15 protein-coding genes and 1 pseudogene are annotated in these 17,647 nt (G+C 65.7%); 11 read left to right on the top strand and 5 right to left on the bottom strand.

Annotated features, from left to right (window positions below; genetic code table 11):
• On the top strand, positions 1 to 1,249 hold a 1,249-nt coding region (locus AYJ54_RS36625), incomplete at its 5' end, for a flavin-dependent oxidoreductase (protein WP_063706981.1).
• Positions 1,250 to 1,460: 211 nt separating this feature from the next.
• Here the strand turns inward: AYJ54_RS36625 and AYJ54_RS36630 are convergent.
• Positions 1,461 to 1,880: a PaaI family thioesterase gene (locus tag AYJ54_RS36630; protein WP_063706983.1), complete on the bottom strand. Its 420-nt coding sequence runs from the start codon at positions 1,878 to 1,880 to the stop codon at positions 1,461 to 1,463.
• Positions 1,881 to 1,948: 68 nt separating this feature from the next.
• A complete protein-coding gene (gene mutY / locus AYJ54_RS36635; protein ID WP_063706985.1) occupies positions 1,949 to 3,049 on the bottom strand; it encodes an A/G-specific adenine glycosylase in 1,101 nt (366 codons plus the stop codon).
• 83 nt (positions 3,050 to 3,132) lie between these two features.
• Here mutY and AYJ54_RS48265 point away from each other — a divergent pair.
• The 10 genes and pseudogenes from AYJ54_RS48265 to AYJ54_RS36680 all read left to right on the top strand — a co-directional run bounded on the left by AYJ54_RS48265 (position 3,133) and on the right by AYJ54_RS36680 (position 13,548).
• A pseudogene (locus AYJ54_RS48265) lies at positions 3,133 to 3,415 on the top strand (type II toxin-antitoxin system RelE/ParE family toxin).
• The gene (locus AYJ54_RS36640; RefSeq protein ID WP_063707111.1) at positions 3,387 to 3,710 is read left to right on the top strand and encodes a HigA family addiction module antitoxin; all 324 of its coding nucleotides are present in this window, start codon (positions 3,387 to 3,389) and stop codon (positions 3,708 to 3,710) included. Before AYJ54_RS48265 ends, AYJ54_RS36640 begins: the two are co-directional and overlap by 29 nt.
• Positions 3,711 to 3,719: 9 nt before the next feature.
• Positions 3,720 to 4,199, top strand: a complete 480-nt coding sequence (locus AYJ54_RS36645) for a DUF721 domain-containing protein (RefSeq protein ID WP_063706987.1) — start codon at positions 3,720 to 3,722, stop codon at positions 4,197 to 4,199.
• Between the two features lie 128 nt (positions 4,200 to 4,327).
• The gene (locus AYJ54_RS36650) at positions 4,328 to 4,984 is read left to right on the top strand and encodes a DsbA family protein (RefSeq protein WP_063707114.1); all 657 of its coding nucleotides are present in this window, start codon (positions 4,328 to 4,330) and stop codon (positions 4,982 to 4,984) included.
• A 230-nt stretch (positions 4,985 to 5,214) separates the two neighbouring features.
• A complete protein-coding gene (smc, locus tag AYJ54_RS36655) occupies positions 5,215 to 8,679 on the top strand; it encodes a chromosome segregation protein SMC (RefSeq protein ID WP_063706989.1) in 3,465 nt (1,154 codons plus the stop codon).
• 168 nt (positions 8,680 to 8,847) lie between these two features.
• Positions 8,848 to 9,828, top strand: coding sequence for a small ribosomal subunit Rsm22 family protein (locus AYJ54_RS36660; RefSeq protein ID WP_063706991.1), 981 nt, complete (start codon positions 8,848 to 8,850; stop codon positions 9,826 to 9,828).
• Between the two features lie 134 nt (positions 9,829 to 9,962).
• Positions 9,963 to 10,523 carry a LemA family protein gene (locus tag AYJ54_RS36665; protein ID WP_063706993.1) on the top strand — a complete coding sequence of 187 codons (561 nt, stop codon included), beginning with the start codon at positions 9,963 to 9,965 and terminating at the stop codon, positions 10,521 to 10,523.
• 144 nt (positions 10,524 to 10,667) lie between these two features.
• Positions 10,668 to 11,870, top strand: a complete 1,203-nt coding sequence (locus AYJ54_RS36670; protein ID WP_063706995.1) for a M48 family metallopeptidase — start codon at positions 10,668 to 10,670, stop codon at positions 11,868 to 11,870.
• A 196-nt stretch (positions 11,871 to 12,066) separates the two neighbouring features.
• Positions 12,067 to 12,819, top strand: a complete 753-nt coding sequence (locus AYJ54_RS36675; protein ID WP_063706997.1) for a P-loop NTPase family protein — start codon at positions 12,067 to 12,069, stop codon at positions 12,817 to 12,819.
• Between the two features lie 60 nt (positions 12,820 to 12,879).
• Complete coding sequence (locus AYJ54_RS36680) at positions 12,880 to 13,548, top strand: hypothetical protein (RefSeq protein WP_063706999.1); 669 nt, start codon at positions 12,880 to 12,882, stop codon at positions 13,546 to 13,548.
• Between the two features lie 239 nt (positions 13,549 to 13,787).
• Here AYJ54_RS36680 and AYJ54_RS36685 read toward each other — a convergent pair whose 3' ends face one another.
• From AYJ54_RS36685 to AYJ54_RS36695, 3 genes are all read right to left on the bottom strand, one after another.
• Positions 13,788 to 14,327, bottom strand: coding sequence for an adenine phosphoribosyltransferase (locus tag AYJ54_RS36685; RefSeq protein WP_027553827.1), 540 nt, complete (start codon positions 14,325 to 14,327; stop codon positions 13,788 to 13,790).
• A gap of 137 nt (positions 14,328 to 14,464) precedes the next feature.
• Positions 14,465 to 16,630: an anthranilate synthase component I gene (locus AYJ54_RS36690; protein WP_063707001.1), complete on the bottom strand. Its 2,166-nt coding sequence runs from the start codon at positions 16,628 to 16,630 to the stop codon at positions 14,465 to 14,467.
• A 328-nt stretch (positions 16,631 to 16,958) separates the two neighbouring features.
• A complete protein-coding gene (locus tag AYJ54_RS36695) occupies positions 16,959 to 17,633 on the bottom strand; it encodes a dienelactone hydrolase family protein (protein WP_063707003.1) in 675 nt (224 codons plus the stop codon).
• Positions 17,634 to 17,647: the final 14 nt, after the last annotated feature.

Raw genomic sequence — 17,647 nt, forward strand, 5'->3', positions numbered from 1 at the left:
CGGCGGGCTGACGCTTGCGCTCAGCCTGCATCAGATCGGCGTTCCCGTAAAGGTATTCGAGAGCGTTGCGGAACTGAAGCCGCTCGGCGTCGGCATCAATGTGCTGCCGCATGCGGTGCGCGAGCTGATCGAGCTCGGGCTGATGGACAAGCTCGATGCGAGCGGCGTGCGCACCCGCGAGCTCGCCTACTTCTCCAAGCACGGCAACCCGATCTGGAGCGAGCCGCGCGGACTGGAAGCCGGCTATAAATGGCCGCAATTCTCGATCCATCGCGGCATCCTGCAGCAGCTCCTGCTCGACACCGCGATCGAGCGGCTCGGCCGCGACAACATCCGGACCAGCCATCATCTGACCGGCTGGAGCGAAACCGCGGACGGCGTGCGCGCCGACTTCATCGACAGGGCAACCGGCAGGCCTGCCGGCGCCTACGAAGGCGCGATCCTGATCGCCGCCGATGGCATTCATTCCGCCGCGCGCGAAAAGCTCTATCCGCAGGAGGGACCACCGATCTGGAACGGCCGCATCCTCTGGCGCGGCGTGACGCCGGCAAAGGCCTTCCTCACCGGCCGCACCATGATCATGGCCGGCCACGAGATCCTGAAATTCGTCTGCTATCCGATCACGAAGGAACCGGACGCGTCCGGCAACCACCAGATCAACTGGGTCGCCGAGCGGCACATGCCGCCGACCTATCAGTGGCGCCGCGAGGACTATAACCGCACCGCGCGGCTGGAAGAGTTCCTGCCCTGGTTCGAAAGCTGGCAGTTCGATTGGCTCGACGTGCCCGGCCTGATCCGGAACTGCCCGCACGCCTACGAGTATCCGCTGGTCGACCGCGATCCCGTGTCGCAATGGACCTTCGGCCGCGTCACACTGATGGGCGATGCGGCGCATCCGATGTATCCGATCGGATCGAACGGCGCCTCGCAGGCGATCCTCGATGCCCGCGTCATCACGCGCGAGATCCTGGCGCATGGACCGACGCAGGCGGCGCTGCTCGCCTATGAAGCCGAGCGCCGGCCGGCGACCACCGACCTCGTCCTGCTCAACCGCAAGAACGGCCCCGAGCAGGTGATGCAGCTCGTCGAGGAGCGCGCGCCCGACGGCTACAACGTCGTCACCGACGTGCTCTCGCAGAAGGAGCTGGAGGACATCGCCGCGAACTACAAGCGTGTCGCCGGCTTCCAGGTCGAAGCGCTGAATGCCAAGCCGCCGATCGTGAAGGCGGATGCGCGCGCCGGCACGTAGGTGATCGACTTCGCGAGGCGTTGACGCTGCACCCTCTCCCCTTGTGGGAGAGCGTGGCTTCGCGAAGCGAAGCCGGGTGAGGGGTCTCTCTCCGCGAGTCTCACTCTGAGTCTCACTCTAGATTTGAATTCGCGGAGAGAAACCCCTCATCCGGCGCTTCGCGCCACCTTCTCCCACAAGGGGAGAAGGAAGATGGAGTGCGTGGCGAGACCTACCGCACGACCCTCGCCGCTTCCAGCAGCCGCTCGCTCGTCGTAGCCGTCGCAAGCACGGTGCCGTCCTCGGCCATCAGCTTGGCCTCGACGAAGGCGATGGTCTTGCCGAGTTGCGTCACCGTCGCCTCACCGATGATCGTCCCGGGCTTTGCGGGGCTGAGGAAGTTCACGGTCATGCTGATGGTGGTGGTGTAGAGCCGGCCCTCGCTCATAACGAGCACGGCGGGCCCCATCGTGTCGTCGAGCATGGCCGAGAGCATGCCGCCCTGGATGAAGCCGGCGGGGTTGCAGAACTCGCGCTTTCCATCAAAGGCGAGCTTGATCCAGCCCTGCTCGGGGCGAGCATCGAGCAGGCGCCATCCCAACAGTTCGGCGCAGGGTGGTCTGGGAAAGTTGTCGAGCGCGGTCTTGACCATGCGAGCCTCCGTTGCCGCTCGCTCGTAACGCAGGCCTGCTGACAACCTTGTGTCAGCAGGATGGTCGGCTAGCGGTCCAGCGCGTGCGCGATCACCTTGCGCATGACGTTGGGCAGCGCTTCGTCGGCAAGGGTCGCGATCGCCACCCAGCGCATGCCTTCTGGCGCACGCGTGCGGGCCTCGGCGCGGGCGGTGTAGACCACGAGCTCCAGCGGAAAATGCGTGAAGACGTGGGTGACCACGCCGAGCCTCCGCTGCCAGCGTGAAAGTCCCTTCAGCTCCGGCGCCTGCTCTTTCGCCACCTTGTCGTCCTGACCGGCGAGCCAGTCCGAGCCCGGCACCTCGGTCATGCCGCCGAGCAATCCCTTCTCCGGCCGCGTGCGGACGAGGAGCTCGTCACCGCGCATGACGACGAAGGCGGCGCCGCGTCGTAACGTCCCACTCTTCTTCGGCGCCTTGCGCGGAAATGTTTCCTGCGTCGCTTGCGCACGCGCCGCGCAATCCTCATTCAGCGGACACAGTGAACAGGCCGGCTTCTTCGGCGTGCAGATCGAAGCACCGAGATCCATCAACGCCTGCGCACTATCGCCAGCGCGGGAGTCAGCGAGCAACGTCGCCGCCAATTGCCGGATCAGAGGTTTTGCCTGGGGCAGCTCCTCCTCGACGGCGAACAGGCGCGACACCACCCGCTCGATATTGCCGTCGACCGGCATGGTGCGGCGGTCGAAAGCGATCGCGGCGATCGCCGCCGCCGTGTAGGGCCCGATGCCCGGCAGCGCGCGCAGCCCTTCCTCCGTGTCTGGAAACTCGCCGCCATGGTCTCGCGCGACGGCCACCGCGCAGGCATAGAGGTTGCGCGCACGCGAGTAATAGCCGAGCCCGGCCCACATCCGCAGCACGTCATCGAGCGAAGCCCGCCCGAGCGCCGTGACATCCGGCCAGCGCGCGACGAATTTTTCGAAATACGGCCCGACGGCTTTCACCGTGGTCTGCTGGAGCATGATCTCCGACAGCCAGACGCGGTAGGGATCCGCCGTCTCGCCCGGCGCCGCGCGCCACGGCAGCCTGCGGCGATGGCGGTCGTACCAGTCGAGCAGCAATTTGGGGCGGGCCGGCGAGGTGTTCGCCGCCGGACTCCGTTCCTTCTTGAGCGCCATCGGTGAGGGCATTCGCCTTTACTAAAGAAGGATTCGTCCTGTGGCCAGCGCGACCAGAACATTGCGCCCTATAACGCCCTACGTTATACACGAACATGATCCAGAGCTTCGCAAACGCCGAGACAGAGTTGATCTGGTCCGGGCGTCGAAGTCGAAAATTGCCGCCCGACATTCAGAATGCCGCTTTGCGGAAGCTGCGTCTGTTGAATCAGGCACGGGTTTTGGCCGATCTGAGGGTTCCCCGGCAATCGGCTCGAGGCCCTGAAAGCCGACCGTCACGGCCAACATCCGATCCGGATCAACGATCAGTGGCGCTTCTGCTTTGTTTGGGACGAGGGAGGACCGAGAGATGTCGAAATCGTCGACTACCACAGCTAAGACCGGGTTACTCCGCAATCCCCACCCGGGCGAAATCCTGCTGGAGGAGTTTTTGAAACCCATGGATCTCAGCCAGAACGCGCTGGCGCGCGCCGTTCACGTGCCGCCGCGGCGCATCAACGAAATCGTCCTCGGCAAGCGTGACATCACGGCAGATACGGACCTGCGGCTCGCCCGTTATTTTGGTCTATCGGAAGGCTTTTTCCTGGGGCTGCAGATGGACTACGATCTCATGCAACGACGGCGCGAGATCGACCGCGACCTGAAGTCCATCCGCCCTCGCGCGGCAGCATAGCTGGCCCCCATGTCCAAACCCGGCCCCATCAGCGCCAAGCCGCTTTCGATTCTCCTCAACGATGTCTTCGCCGAGGCCTATGCCAAGCAGGGCTTTGCCGCGCGCGAGCTGGTGACGCGGTGGGCGCAGATCGCCGGGCCGGAGATCGCAGCCCATGCGGAGCCATTGAAGATGCGATGGCCGCGGCCGGTGGAGGGCCAGCCGCAGGAGCCGGCGACGCTGGTGCTGCGGGTCGAGGGGCCGATGGCGCTGGAAATCCAGCACTCCGCCGACGTCATCCTGGAACGGGTCAACCGCTTCCTCGGCTGGAGCGCGGTCGGCAAGCTCGCCTTCCGCCAGGCCCCCCTGTCACGGTCCCGGCGACCGGTCAGGCCCGGCCCGCCGGACCCGAAGACGGTCGCCAAGGTGGCGGAGAGCCTCACCGACATCGAAGATGAACAATTGAAGACGGCGCTGGCGCGCCTCGGGGCCGCAATCAAGCGAAATTGAGCCTTATTGCGCGCCTAATCTGGACCCGTCCTTGCGGCTCGCCATTGCCTCAAACGACGTTTCAAGCTAGCGACAGGCCGCCCGAGAAGGGAACCTCGGGCGAGACCACGCCAATCCGGGAGCCGACCTTGATCATCACCCGCCGCGCCTTCACCACGATGCTGTCGCTGACCGGGCTTGCTGCGCTTGCCGGGTTCTCTCCGCTGCGGTTCATCACCGAGGCCATGGCGCAGACCGCCGCCGATGTGGCCAAGCCGGTGTCGCTGTCCGACATGGCGCTGGGCCCGAAGGATGCAGCGGTCACGATCACCGAATTCGCCTCGATGACCTGCCCGCACTGCGCCGCCTTCAACGAGCAGGTGTTCCCCAAGATCAAGTCGGAATACATCGACACCGGCAAGGTGCGTTACATCTTCCGCGAGTTCCCGCTCGACATCAAAGCCGCCGCCGGCTCGATGCTGTCGCGCTGCATCGCCAATGGCGACGCGCAGAAATATTTCGCGGTGACCGACATGCTGTTCCGCCAGCAGAGCGACTGGGTGACGAAGAACACTACGGAGACGCTGACGCGGATCGGCAAGCAGGCCGGACTCACCCAGCAGCAGGTCGAGGCCTGCCTGAAGGACCAGGCGTTGCTCGACAAGATCGCCGCCGACCAGAAATATGCGAGCGACGTCTTGAAGGTCGATTCCACGCCGACCTTCTTCATCAACGGCGAGAAGATCAAGGGCGAGGCCTCGTTCGAGGAATTCGCGAAGAAGATCAACCCGCTGCTCAAGACCTGATTTGAGAAGTGATTCGCGCGCGCGAGGCCTGATTCGCGTAGCTCTAGCCGTATCATTCCCGTCACAAATCCCTTGGGAAAAGCGGCTTTCGCAGGTTGCCCTCGCCGCGCGGCGCGGCCATTGTCCAGCCGCATGAGTTGCCTTGAGCGACTCGTCCAGACAGCGACATTGCCTTCTATGGTATTGTCCCGGCAGGGAGATTCGCGCCCTGTCAACAGAGATGCGTGTTTATGAAGATCACCCGCCTGCGCCTTCATGGCTTCAAGTCTTTCGTTGAGCCCACCGACTTCGTGATCGAGGCCGGCCTGACCGGCGTGGTCGGGCCCAACGGCTGCGGTAAGTCGAATCTGGTGGAAGCGCTGCGCTGGGCGATGGGCGAGACCTCGCACAAATCGCTGCGCGCGGCCGATATGGACGCGGTGATCTTCGCAGGCTCCGGCAACCGCCCGGCACGCAACCACGCCGAAGTGACGATGACGATCGACAACGCCGATCGCACCGCGCCGGCGGCGATGAACGACAGCCAGCTTCTTGAAATCTCCCGCCGCATCGAGCGCGAGGCCGGCTCGGTCTATCGCATCAATGGCCGCGACGTGCGGGCCCGCGACGTGCAGATCCTGTTTGCCGATGCCGCCACCGGCGCGCGCTCGCCGGCCCTCGTCCACCAGGGCAAGATCGGCGAGATCATCCAGGCCAAGCCCGAGCAGCGCCGCCGCGTGCTGGAAGACGCCGCCGGCGTCGCCGGCCTCCACGCCCGCCGCCACGAAGCCGAGCTGCGGCTGAAGGCGGCCGAAACCAACCTCACCCGCGTCGAGGACGTGATCGGTCAGCTCTCCGGCCAGATGGAAGGCCTGAAGAAGCAGGCCCGCCAGGCCGTGCGCTATCGCGAGGTCGCGGCCAAGGTCCGCAAAGCGGAAGCGACGCTGTTCCATCTGCGCTGCATCGGGGCCCATGCCGAGGTCAACGATTCCGGCCAGACCCATGATCTCGCTGTCCGCGAGATGGCTGAGCGCACCCAGCACCAGGCGGAGGCCGCCCGCATCCAGGCGATCCGCGCCGCGGAGATGCCGGCGCTGCGCGACGCCGAAGCCCGCGCCGCGGCCGGGCTCCAGCGTCTGACCAATGCACGCGAACTGCTCGATCGCGAGGAAGAGCGCGCCAAGGAGCGCGTCGCCGAGCTCGAGCGCCGGCTGACGCAGTTCGAAGGCGACATCGCCCGCGCCCAGCAGCAGACCATGGACGCCGACGTCGCGCTGCAGCGGCTCGACACCGAAGACGCCGAGCTGAAGGAAGAGATCAAGTCGCGCGTCGAGAAGCGCTCCGGCGTCGATGAGCGCGTGGCCGAGGCCGAGGCGACGCTCGCCGAAGTCGAGCAGCGCTTCGCCGAGCTCACCACTTCGCTCGCCGACCTCACGGCCAAGCGCAACCAGCTCGAGGCGAATGTCCGCACCCACCGCGACAAGCTCGCCCGACTCGATCAGGAAATCGCGAATGTCGCTGCCGAGGAGCAGAAGCTCGCGGAGGAGACCGGCGGCTTCGGCGATCTCGACGAGCTGACCGCGGCGGTCGAGAACGCGGAACAGACGCTCGTGGCCTCGGAAGCCGCAGCCCAGGCGAGCGAAGCCGCCCATGTCGCCGCGCGCCAGACGCTGGAATCCTCGCGCTCGCCGCTGAACGAGGCCGACAAGCGCGTGCAGCGGCTCGAGACCGAGGCGCGCACGATCTCCAAGATCGTCAACGGCGAGACCAAGAATCTGTGGCCGCCGATCATCGACGGCATCACCGTCGACAAGGGTTTTGAAAAGGCGATCGGTGCCGCACTCGGCGACGATCTCGACGCGCCGGTCGATCCGTCGGCGCCGATGCGCTGGACCAATGCCGGCGTCACCGAAGGCGATCCGGCGCTGCCCGACGGCGTCGTGCCGCTCGCCAACCATGTGCAGGCGCCGGCCGAGCTGGCGCGCCGCCTCGCACAGATCGGCGTGGTGCCGCGCGAGCGCGGCGCGGAGCTGGTCTCGCAGCTCAAGACCGGCCAGCGGCTGGTCTCGCCCGAGGGCGACGTCTGGCGCTGGGACGGTTTTGTCGCGGCAGCTCACGCGCCGACCGGCGCGGCCCGGCGTCTTGCCGAGCGCGCCCGCCTCGTCGACATCGAGAACGAGCTTGAGCAGGCCCGCATCGACGCGCAGATCAAGCGTCAGGCGCTGGAGAATGCCGAGGCCGAACTGCAGATGGCCGCCAGCACTGAAGGCGCCTCGCGTGAAGCCTGGCGCGCCGCGCAGCGCGAGCTGAACGCCGCGCGCGAGCGCCATGCCACGGCCGAACGCGAGATCAACCGTCGCGCCGCCCGCAAATCGGCGCTCATCGAGGCGCACAGCCGCCTCGCCGCCGACCGCGCCGAGGCCGAAGCCGCGCATGAATATGCGGCGGCCGCGATCACCGAACTCCCGTCGAGCGAAGACACCGAAACCCAGCTCGCCGCCGTTCGCAGCGACATCGAGGGCCATCGCCGCATGGCGGCCCAGGTCCGCGCCGAGGCACAGGCGCTGGCGCGCGAAGCGGAGCTCGCCGACCGCCGCGTGCAGGCGATCCTCGCCGAGCGGACCGAGTGGCAGAACCGCAAGGGGAGCGCGACCTCCCACATCGACACCATCCAGGCCCGCATCACCGAGGTCTCGATCGAGCGCAGCGATCTCGAAAACGCGCCGGCCGTGTTCGCCGAGAAGCGCAGCGCGCTGATCACCGAGATCGAATACGCCGAGAACGAGCGCCGCATCGCTGCCGATGCGCTTGCGACCGCGGAAACCGCCATGGCAGAGACCGACCGCGCCGCGAAGTTGACGCTCGAAGCGCTGTCGAGCGCACGCGAGGCGACCGCGCGCGCCGAGGAGCGCATGGAAGGCGCGCGGCGCCGGCTCGAGGACATCGAGCGCGAAATCCGCGACATGCTGGAAGTCGAGCCGCAGGCCGTCGCGGGCCTCGCCGAGATCGAGCCCGGCGCCGAGTTGCCGCCGCTGCACGAGATCGAGGAGGATCTCGAAAAGATGCGCCGCGACCGCGAGCGCCTGGGTGCGGTGAACCTGCGCGCCGAGGAAGAGCTGCGCGAGGTCGAGGGCCAGCACACCGGCCTGGTCACCGAGCGCGACGACCTCGTCGAAGCCATCAAGCGGCTGCGCCAGGGCATCCAGAGCCTCAACAAGGAGGCCCGCGAGCGGCTGTTGACCTCGTTCGAGGTCGTCAACAACCACTTCAAGCGCCTGTTCGTCGAGCTGTTCGGCGGCGGTGAGGCGGCGCTGCATCTGATCGAGAGCGACGACCCGCTGGAGGCCGGACTCGAGATCATCGCAAAGCCCCCGGGCAAGAAGCCGCAGACGCTGTCGCTGCTCTCGGGCGGCGAACAGGCGCTCACCGCCATGGCGCTGATCTTCGCGGTGTTCCTCACCAACCCGTCGCCGATCTGCGTGCTGGACGAAGTCGACGCACCGCTCGACGATCACAACGTCGAGCGCTATTGCAACCTGCTGCACGAGATGACCGGCTCGACCGACACGCGCTTCATCATCATCACGCACAATCCGATCACGATGGCGCGGATGAACCGGCTGTTCGGCGTTACCATGGCCGAGCGCGGCGTCTCGCAGCTCGTATCGGTGAGCCTGCAAGAAGCCGTCGACATCCTCGACCAGAACGTGGCGTGAGATTTCGGGCGTCATTCCGGGGCTCGCGAAGCGAGAACCCGGAATCTCGCGCCGCAAGCATTGACGTCATCATCCGCGAAGGCGGATGATCCAGTACGCCGCGGCCTCTCGGTTGACGGCATTGTCTCGGAGTACTGGATGCCCCGCCTGCGCGGGGCATGACCACGGATGATGATCTCTCCTTCCCTTCCCGCTGAGCTCAAGGCCGCACTCGACGGCAAGCTCCAGGGCTTTTCCCGCACCGACGCGGCGCGGCGGTCATCGCAAATCTCCAGCACCTATCGCGCAGGCGGCGGCTCGGGCACCATCAAGTCCGAGGCCGACGGGCTTGCCTATGCGCTCGCGCGGATGCCGGCGACCTACGCGGCCGTAGCCGCAAGCCTGAACGCGCTGACCGAGATCGTGCCGGATTTCGCCCCGGAAACGCTGCTCGACGTCGGCGCCGGTCCCGGCACCGCGAGCTGGGCCGCTGCGGAGGCCTTTCCGTCATTGCAGGACTTCACCCTGCTCGACGCCAACGGGACGCTGAGCCGGCTCGCGCTTGAGCTTGCACGCGACAGCGCGCGATTGGCGGATTGCCGCTATTTGCCGGGTGATGCCGGCACGAACCTCGCCGAAGTCCCGGCCGCCGACATCGTGATTGCGAGCTACGTCATCGGCGAGCTCGGTGAGAGCGACCAGCGCGCGCTCACAGAGACAATGTGGGCGAAAGCGCGCCACGCGCTTCTCGTGATCGAGCCCGGCACGCCGGCCGGCTATGCACGCATCCTCGCACAACGCCAGCAGCTGATCGCCGCAGGCGCCTATGTCGCAGCCCCCTGCCCGCACGAAAAGCCCTGTCCGCTCACCGCGCCCGACTGGTGCCATTTCTCCCAGCGCCTGCCGCGCTCCCAGGCGCACCGGCAGATCAAGGGCGCCGAGGTGCCGTTCGAGGACGAGAGGTTCATCTATGTCGCGCTGACCCGCACGCCGCCCGCAGGACGCGCCTCGCGCGTGCTGGCGCCGCCGGATGTCGGCAAGGTCGAGATCACGGCGAAGCTCTGCACCGAGAGCGGTGTCGCATTGACGAAGGTCCCGCGGCGCGACAAGGCCGCTTATGCGGACGCCCGGCGCTGGCGCTGGGGCGACGCCGTCATGTCCGAAAGTTAACCTCTTTCGCTGCTTTTCCCTTGAACTCGGATGGGTCGACATCCGACCAAGTCTTACCTCCCCTCCGCGCCGGCCTGCCGTCCGGCGCCGTTCTGGTTTACCCTGCCCGCCTCAATCCCCTTCAGGAGTTCTCCATGTCGACCGGCTGGATCGTTCTCGGCGTTATCGTCGTCCTCGTGCTGTTCGCCTTCGGCGCCTACAACCGGCTGGTGGCGCTGAGCCAGCGCGTCGGCCAGGCCTTCGCCGACATCGACGTGCAGCTCAAGCAGCGCCACGACCTGATCCCGAACCTGGTCGAGACGGTGAAGGGTTACGCCTCGCATGAGCGCGGCACGCTCGACGACGTCATCAAGGCGCGCAACTCGGCAATGTCGGCGCAGGGACCGGCGCAGGTCTCCGCGGCCGAGAACCAGCTCTCCGGCGCGCTCGGCCGGCTGATCGCGCTGTCGGAGGCCTATCCCGACCTCAAGGCCAATGCCAATTTCCAGCAGCTCGCCAGCGAGCTCTCCGACCTCGAGAACAAGATCGCGGCGAGCCGCCGGTTCTTCAACAACGCGGTCCAGGAATACAACACCGGCATCCAGCAGATGCCCGCCGCGCTGTTCGCCGGCATGTTCGGCTTCACCAGGAAGGACTTCTTCGATCTCGGCGCGAGCCGCACCGAGGTCGAGGCAACGCCACAGGTGAAGTTCTGATCGCAGCGTGATCGGCACTTCTTCTCACCTTCGTCATTCCGGGGCGCGGCGCGAACCCGGACTCTCGATCGAGACACTAAGCTCCAGGTTGCGGGTTCACGCATTCGGCCTGCCCCGGAATGACAGGAGCTAACGGAAGCAGCCATGGCCGCGTATGGTCTCTACACGCATATCGTCTCGAACAAGTTCCGTTCGATGGTGCTGCTCGCCGGCCTGTTCATGCTGGTCTACGTGCTGGTCTTCGCCGGCGCGCTGATCGCCGAAGTCGTCATCGACAGCAATCGGACCGTCAGCTTCTACCTCAGCCACGCCTTCCACGACCTGATCGTCGCCTCGCCCTTCGCAACCATCGCGACAATCGCATGGATCGTGATCGCCTACTTCTTCCATCAGTCGATGATCGACGCCGTCACTGGCGGTCATAACGTCACCCGTCAGGAACAGCCGCGGCTCTACAATCTGCTCGAAAATCTCTGCATCTCGCGCGGCATCACGATGCCGAAGCTGAAGATCATGGAGAGCCCGGCGCTCAACGCCTTCGCGACCGGCCTCAACCCACGGCAATATGCGATCACCGTCACCACGGGTCTCCTGAAGGCGCTGAACGACCAGGAGATCGAGGCGGTGCTGGGTCACGAGCTGACCCACATCAAGAACGGCGACGTGCAGCTCATGGTGGTCGCCGTCATCATCGCCGGCGTGGTCGGCTTCTTCGGCGAACTGTTCTTCCGCCTTTTCACGAGCTTCAACTGGAGCTCCGGCGGCGGCTCATGGTCGTCGGGTTCCTCCTCGTCGCGATCGTCCTCACGCAGCGACAGCAAGAGCTCCGGCGGCGGCGCGGTGATCGTCATCATCATCGCCGTCGTGCTGATCGTGGTGGCCTGGCTGATGTCGCAGGTGGTGAAGCTCGCGCTGTCGCGTTCGCGCGAATATCTCGCCGACGCCGGCTCGGTCGAGTTGACGAAGAATCCCGATGCCATGATCACGGCCCTGCGCAAGATCGAGGGCCGCGGCGAGCTGCCGGGCGCGACGTCGGCGGTGATGGAGCTCTGCGTCGACAATCCCCGCGAGGGTTTTGCCGACCTGTTCGCGACCCACCCGTCGGTCAAGTCGCGGGTCGACGCGCTGGTCAAGTTTGCCGGCGGCCACGACCCCGGCCGGCTGCCGACGCCCACCGACGAGGCCGAAGAGCCCGAGGCCCAGGCCAACCAGCAAGACGCCCTGCCGCCGGTGCCGACGGGCCCATGGAACGATGCCGGGAAGCCGGCCGATGCGGCATCGGGCCCTGCGCCGAGCCCTTCCGGAACCGCGGTCGGCAATCCGATGGGGCCCTGGGGCCGTCATTGAGCGTGCATCATTGGCCGAAACCGCTCGGGTTTCACGGCGATTGGGAAAAACACCGGGAATTGCCGCTACCGTGCCCCGAGGAATTGAATTCTCCCTTGTTTCTGCCATGTTCGCGCCCAACAGCAGACTCGGGAAGTCGATTTGGGACCCGGCCGATCGCAACCAGCGATCGGCGGGCGCGCGTTAGGGGACAGCAATGGCAAAGCCGGCAGTGGTTGTGGTGGGCGCGGACAAGGGCGGAGTGGGCAAGACCACGGTATCGCGCACCTTGCTCGATTATTTTTCAGCCAACAACGTGCCGACGCGCGCCTTCGATACGGAGTCGCCGCGGGGAACCCTGAAGCGCTTCCACCCCGAGATCACCGAGATCGTCGACATGATGACGACGGCCGATCAGATGAAGATCTTCGACACGCTCAACGCGGCGAGCCCGTCGGTGACCGTGATCGACGTCCGCGCCGGCCTGCTCTCGCCGGCGCTGGCCTCGCTGCGCGATATCGGTTTCCTGGACGCCGCCAAGGCGGGCCAGATCACCTTCGCGGTGTTCCACATCCTCGGACCCTCGATCGCCTCGCTCGACGAGATCGCCGAGACCGCGGGCTACATGACCGGCGCAAAATATTTCCTGGTGAAGAACTTCATCAACGACACCCAGTTCTTCCAGTGGGACCAGTCGACCTACAATTCCTACTTTCACCGCATCAAGGATGCGACCGAGCTGACCATCCCCAAGCTCAACGAAATGGCCTATGAGCAGGTCGAGGTCTCGTCCGTTCCGTTCCTGAAATTCGTGGCCAACAAGGGCCTCCGCGACGAGGCCGCCAACTACTCCTTCGTGCTGCGCGGCTATGTCCGGCACTGGCTGGCGAATGTCTGGAGCGAATACGACCGCATCCGGCTGACCGACATCGTTGGCTCGAAACCCGCCGCACGCAGCAGCGAAAAATAGTTGCACAGTGCGGATGGATGCGGCTGGATTGGGCGTTGAATTCGCCTGATATAGCTGTCGATGTCCCCGACGCCCGTCTACATCATCTGCTCGCCCCGCCCGCAGGTCGGCAAGACGCTGCTGGCGCGGCTCTTGAGCGAATTTTTGCTGCTCAAGAACGGCGATGTCGCGGCCTTCGACGTCAATCTGAAGGAACCGTCGCTCCTCGACTATCTGCCACGGATTACCGAGACGGCCGACGTCATCGACACCTACGGCAAGATGCAGCTCATGGACCGCGTCATCGTCGATGACGGCCTTGCCAAGGTGATCGACCTCGGCTTCCACGCCTTCGACGAGTTCTTCAAGATGACCGACGAGATCGGCCTGTTGAAGGAGGCCGCCCGCCGCCAAGTCGCGCCGATGATCCTGTTCGTCGCCGACACCGACCGCGTCTCGGCCCGCGCGCATGAGATGCTGCGCGGACAGATTCCGCGGATGAACCTGATCACGGTGGACAACGAGCATGTCGTGCGCGGCGAGCTGCCGCCCGCGATGGAAGGTGGCCGGCTGTTCCGCCTGCCGGCGCTCCCCGGCTTCCTGAAGACCTATATCGACCGGCTGAACTTCTCCTTCACCGGCTATCTGCGCCAGGAGAAGGACGCATCGACCGAGCTGCACCAGTGGACCCGGCGCAACTATCTCGCCTTCCGTGAGCTCGAGCTCAGCCTGATCCTGCAGCGGTCCTGAGTGCGATGAGGTCTGGTCGGGCGACAAGGTGCTTACCTCTCCCCAGCGGGGAGAGGTCGGATTGCGTCTGGCGATGCGAAGCATTGTCCAGTGCAATCCGGGTGAGGGGCCGCAGCGCTCAGTGATCGCATCTTTCGATGCGATCCGACCTCTCCCTACGGGAGGGGTGAACCGAGTTCTCCGGCTGGCAGCGATTCAAAAAAAAAATTACCCGGGCGATATTCCCGACCCGCGGCCGCTCAGTGCCCCTCGAACGTCATCAGCGTGCGGACCGGGACGTCCATGGCGCGCAGCTTGGCGGCGCCGCCGAGCTCGGGCAGGTCGATGATGAAGCAGGCGGCGATGACATTGGCGCCGATCTGGCGCAACAGCTTCACCGCGCCCTCCGCGGTGCCACCGGTGGCGATGAGATCATCGACCAGGATCACGCGCTCGCCGGGCGCGACCGCATCAACATGCATCTCCATCTCGTCAATGCCGTACTCCAGCGAATAGGCGATGCGCACGGTGGTGTGCGGCAGCTTGCCCTTCTTGCGGATCGGCACGAAGCCGGCGGAGAGCTGGTGCGCCACCGCGCCGCCGAGGATGAACCCACGCGCCTCCATGCCGGCGACCTTGTCGATCTTGTTGCCGGCCCAGGGATGCACGAGCTGATCGACCGCGCGGCGGAAGGCGCGGGCGTCAGCGAGCAGCGTAGTGATGTCGCGGAACATGATCCCAGGCTTGGGATAGTCGGGAATCGTGCGGACGCTGGCCTTCAGATCGTGGTCAAAAGTCATTGTTGTCTCGTTTCGTTGTCATTCCGGGGCGGCTCGAAGAGCGGAACCCCATTGCGCAATTGCGCAATGTGGAATCTCGAGATTCCGGGTCTGGTGCTTACGCACCATCCCGGAATGACGAAAATGAAAACATGCACTCAATTCGTCCCCGCATCCAGCCGGAATGCGTTCTCGACGATGCGCAGGCCGACCTCGCCGCCGAGCGACATCAGCGACTCCGGATGGAATTGCACGCCGGCGACGGGCAGCGTCTTGTGCTCGAGCGCCATCGCGACGCCGTCCTCGGTGCTCGCGGTCACGTTCAGAACGTCCGGCATGCTGTCGCGCTCGACATAGAGCGAATGATAGCGGCCGATGACGATCTCGTTCGGCAGATTGCGCATCAGGCGACCGCCGCGCACCTGCACCCGCGAGGGCCGGCCATGGGCGGGATGGGCGAGTTGCCCGAGTTCGCCGCCAAAATATTCGCCGATCGCCTGCACGCCGAGGCAGACGCCGAACACCGGCAGCTTCTTCTCCAGTGCCGCATCGATCGTCTTTTTGATCCCGAAATCCTCGGGCCGTCCCGGTCCGGGCGACAGCACCAGCAAATCCCACCTCTTCTGCTTGAGCATGTCGAGCGCATGCACATAGCGGACCACGGTGACGCTGGCGCCGACCTGGCGGAAATAGTCGGCGAGCATGTGCACGAAGCTGTCGTCGTGGTCGATCAGCAGCACCTGCTTGCCCGAGCCGGTCGCATCGGGCGCGAAGGTCGACAGCGGCTTTGGCGGATCGCCGCGCAGGGCCTGGAACAGCGCAGCCGCCTTCACCTGGCATTCGCGGTCCTCGGCCGCCGGATCGGAATCGAACAGGCAGGTGGCGCCGACGCGCACTTCGGCGAGGCCATCTTTCATCCGGATGGTGCGGATGGTGAGCCCGGTATTGATGCTGCCATCGAAATTCACCGCGCCAATCGCGCCGGCGTACCAGCGCCGCGGTGAGCGTTCGTGGTCCTCGACGAACTGCATGGCCCAGAGCTTTGGCGCGCCGGTCACCGTCACCGCCCAGGCGTGGGTGAGGAACGCATCGAGCGCGTCGAAGCCGGGGCGCAGCATGCCCTCGACATGATCGACGGTGTGGAAGAGTTTAGAGTACGTTTCGATCTGCCGGCGCGCCAGGACCTTGATGGTGCCGGGGACGCAGACGCGCGCCTTGTCGTTGCGATCGACGTCGGTGCACATATTGAGCTCGAACTCGTCCTTTTCCGAGTTCAGGAGCTGGCGGATCTGCTCGGCGTCGCCGATCGCATCGGTGCCGCGCGCGATCGTGCCGGAGATCGGGCAGGTCTCGACTCGGCGTCCGTCTGAGCGCACGAACATTTCCGGCGAGGCCGACACCAGGAATTCGCCGTCGCCGAGATTCATCAGCGCGCCGTAGGGCGATGGATTGATGACGCAGAGCCGCTGGAAGACTTCGGCCGGTGAACGGTCGCACGGCTCGGCGAAGAGCTGTCCGGGCACCGCCTCGAACAGATCGCCGCGCGCAAAGGCAGCGCGCGCCGTCTCGACCGTCGCCTGATACTCGCCGGGCGCATGATCGGCAAAGCCCTGGCGGGGCGCCTTGAGGTAAGGGCTGTCTGCGGTCTCGCGCGGCAGGCCTTCAGTGGACTTGCCCTTCCACGCGAAGTCGTAGGTCAGCACCACGCCACGGCCGGTGGCGCGGTCATAGGCGAGCAGGCGATCGGGAACATAGAGCACGATGTCGCGCTGGTCCTTTTCGCGCGTTCGCTTCTGCACGAGGTCCTCGATCTGGAAGACGAGGTCGTAGGCGAAGGCGCCGAACAGGCCGAGCAGCGCATCGTCATTGGCGGAGAACGCGGCGATAAGATCGCGCACCAGCGACATCACGCTGGCGCGCCGCGTGCGCTGGTCTTCCTCGACCGGGGCATCACCGCGGATGATGTGGCCGGAGAGGCGCGAGGCTGTCTTCTCGGAGATCACCACGCAGGGCTCGCGCAAGACGTCGCCGAGGAAGGCGATCAGCACCTGCCCGCGCGCGTTCAGCGCCTCGAGCGTGAAGTTGAAGCCGACCGTCTCGAGCTTGAGCGGCGGGTCGGAGAAGCCGAGGTCAAAGCTCTCATAGCGGCCGGGCACGGTCGTGCCCGAGGACAGCACCACGCCGCGGCGGCGGTCGAGCAGGCTGACGAGATCATCGAGCCTGTTGGCACCGCCGGTGAATTGCTCCACCACGCGCGTGATCGCAAGGCCGGCGCGGGTCAGATAATCGCTTCTGGCCGGAAGGGCAAAGACGGTCCTGTTCATGTGATCCTCTTGGGCTCCTCTTACGAGACTTGCCGAGGGAACGCCACACAGGACAAACGATCAGGCCGCCGCACTGCGTTGGCGACCTTCGACGATTTGAGAAAAAGAAATCGCACCGGCCACCTCTCAGGAGGTGCGCCACCAACGACGGGCTGGGCGGACGGCGGTGCTCATGGGGGAACTAACACCATGCCACGGGGGCGGCGTCAAGGGCGCGCCGCCAGCGGTAGCCCGAGCGCAATGAGGGTTACGGGCTGACGACGTCATCTCCGCCGTCGTCCCGGCGAAGGCCGGGACGACACCGAGATTGTTGCTCTCGTCGTGCCCCTCACCCCAGATGCTTCCTGAAAAACTCCGTCGCGCGGCCCCAGGCGAGTTCGGCGGCTTCGCGGTCGTGCACGGCCTGGCGCTGCTCGTTGACGAAGGCGTGCTCGGCGTCATAGCGGAACAGCTCAAGCGACTTGCCGGCGGCCTTCATGCCCTTCTCGAAGGCATCCACCACCTGCGGCGTGCACCAATCGTCCTTGTTGGCGAAATGCGCTTGCAGCGGGATTTTGACGTCGGCGGGCTTGGCCGCCTGCTCCGGCGGAATGCCGTAGAACACGACGGCGGCCGCAAGCTCCGGGATCTTGGTGGCGCCGATAATGGTCACGGCGCCGCCGAGGCAGAAGCCGGTCAGGCCGACCTTGGCGCTGTTGCGGGAGAGGTATTGCGCGGCGCCGCGCACAGTCTGCGTGGTCAAGTCCATGAAGTCGAGCGAGTTCATCTCGCGACCGGCGGCATCGGTGTCGTGATAGGGCACCACCTTGCCCTTGTAGAGATCGGGCGCCAGTGCATCGAAGCCGGAGAGCGCAAAGCGGTCGCACATCCCTTTGATCTGGTCCTGTAGCCCCCACCATTCCTGGATCACGACCACACCCGGCGCGTTGCCGCGCGCAGCATTGGCGAGATAGCCCGATGCATCCTTGCCGTCCGGACGCTTGAAGGTGATGACGGTTCCCATGTTGTCCTCCGACG

Source organism: Bradyrhizobium centrolobii, assembly GCF_001641635.1.
GTDB lineage: Bacteria > Pseudomonadota > Alphaproteobacteria > Rhizobiales > Xanthobacteraceae > Bradyrhizobium > Bradyrhizobium centrolobii.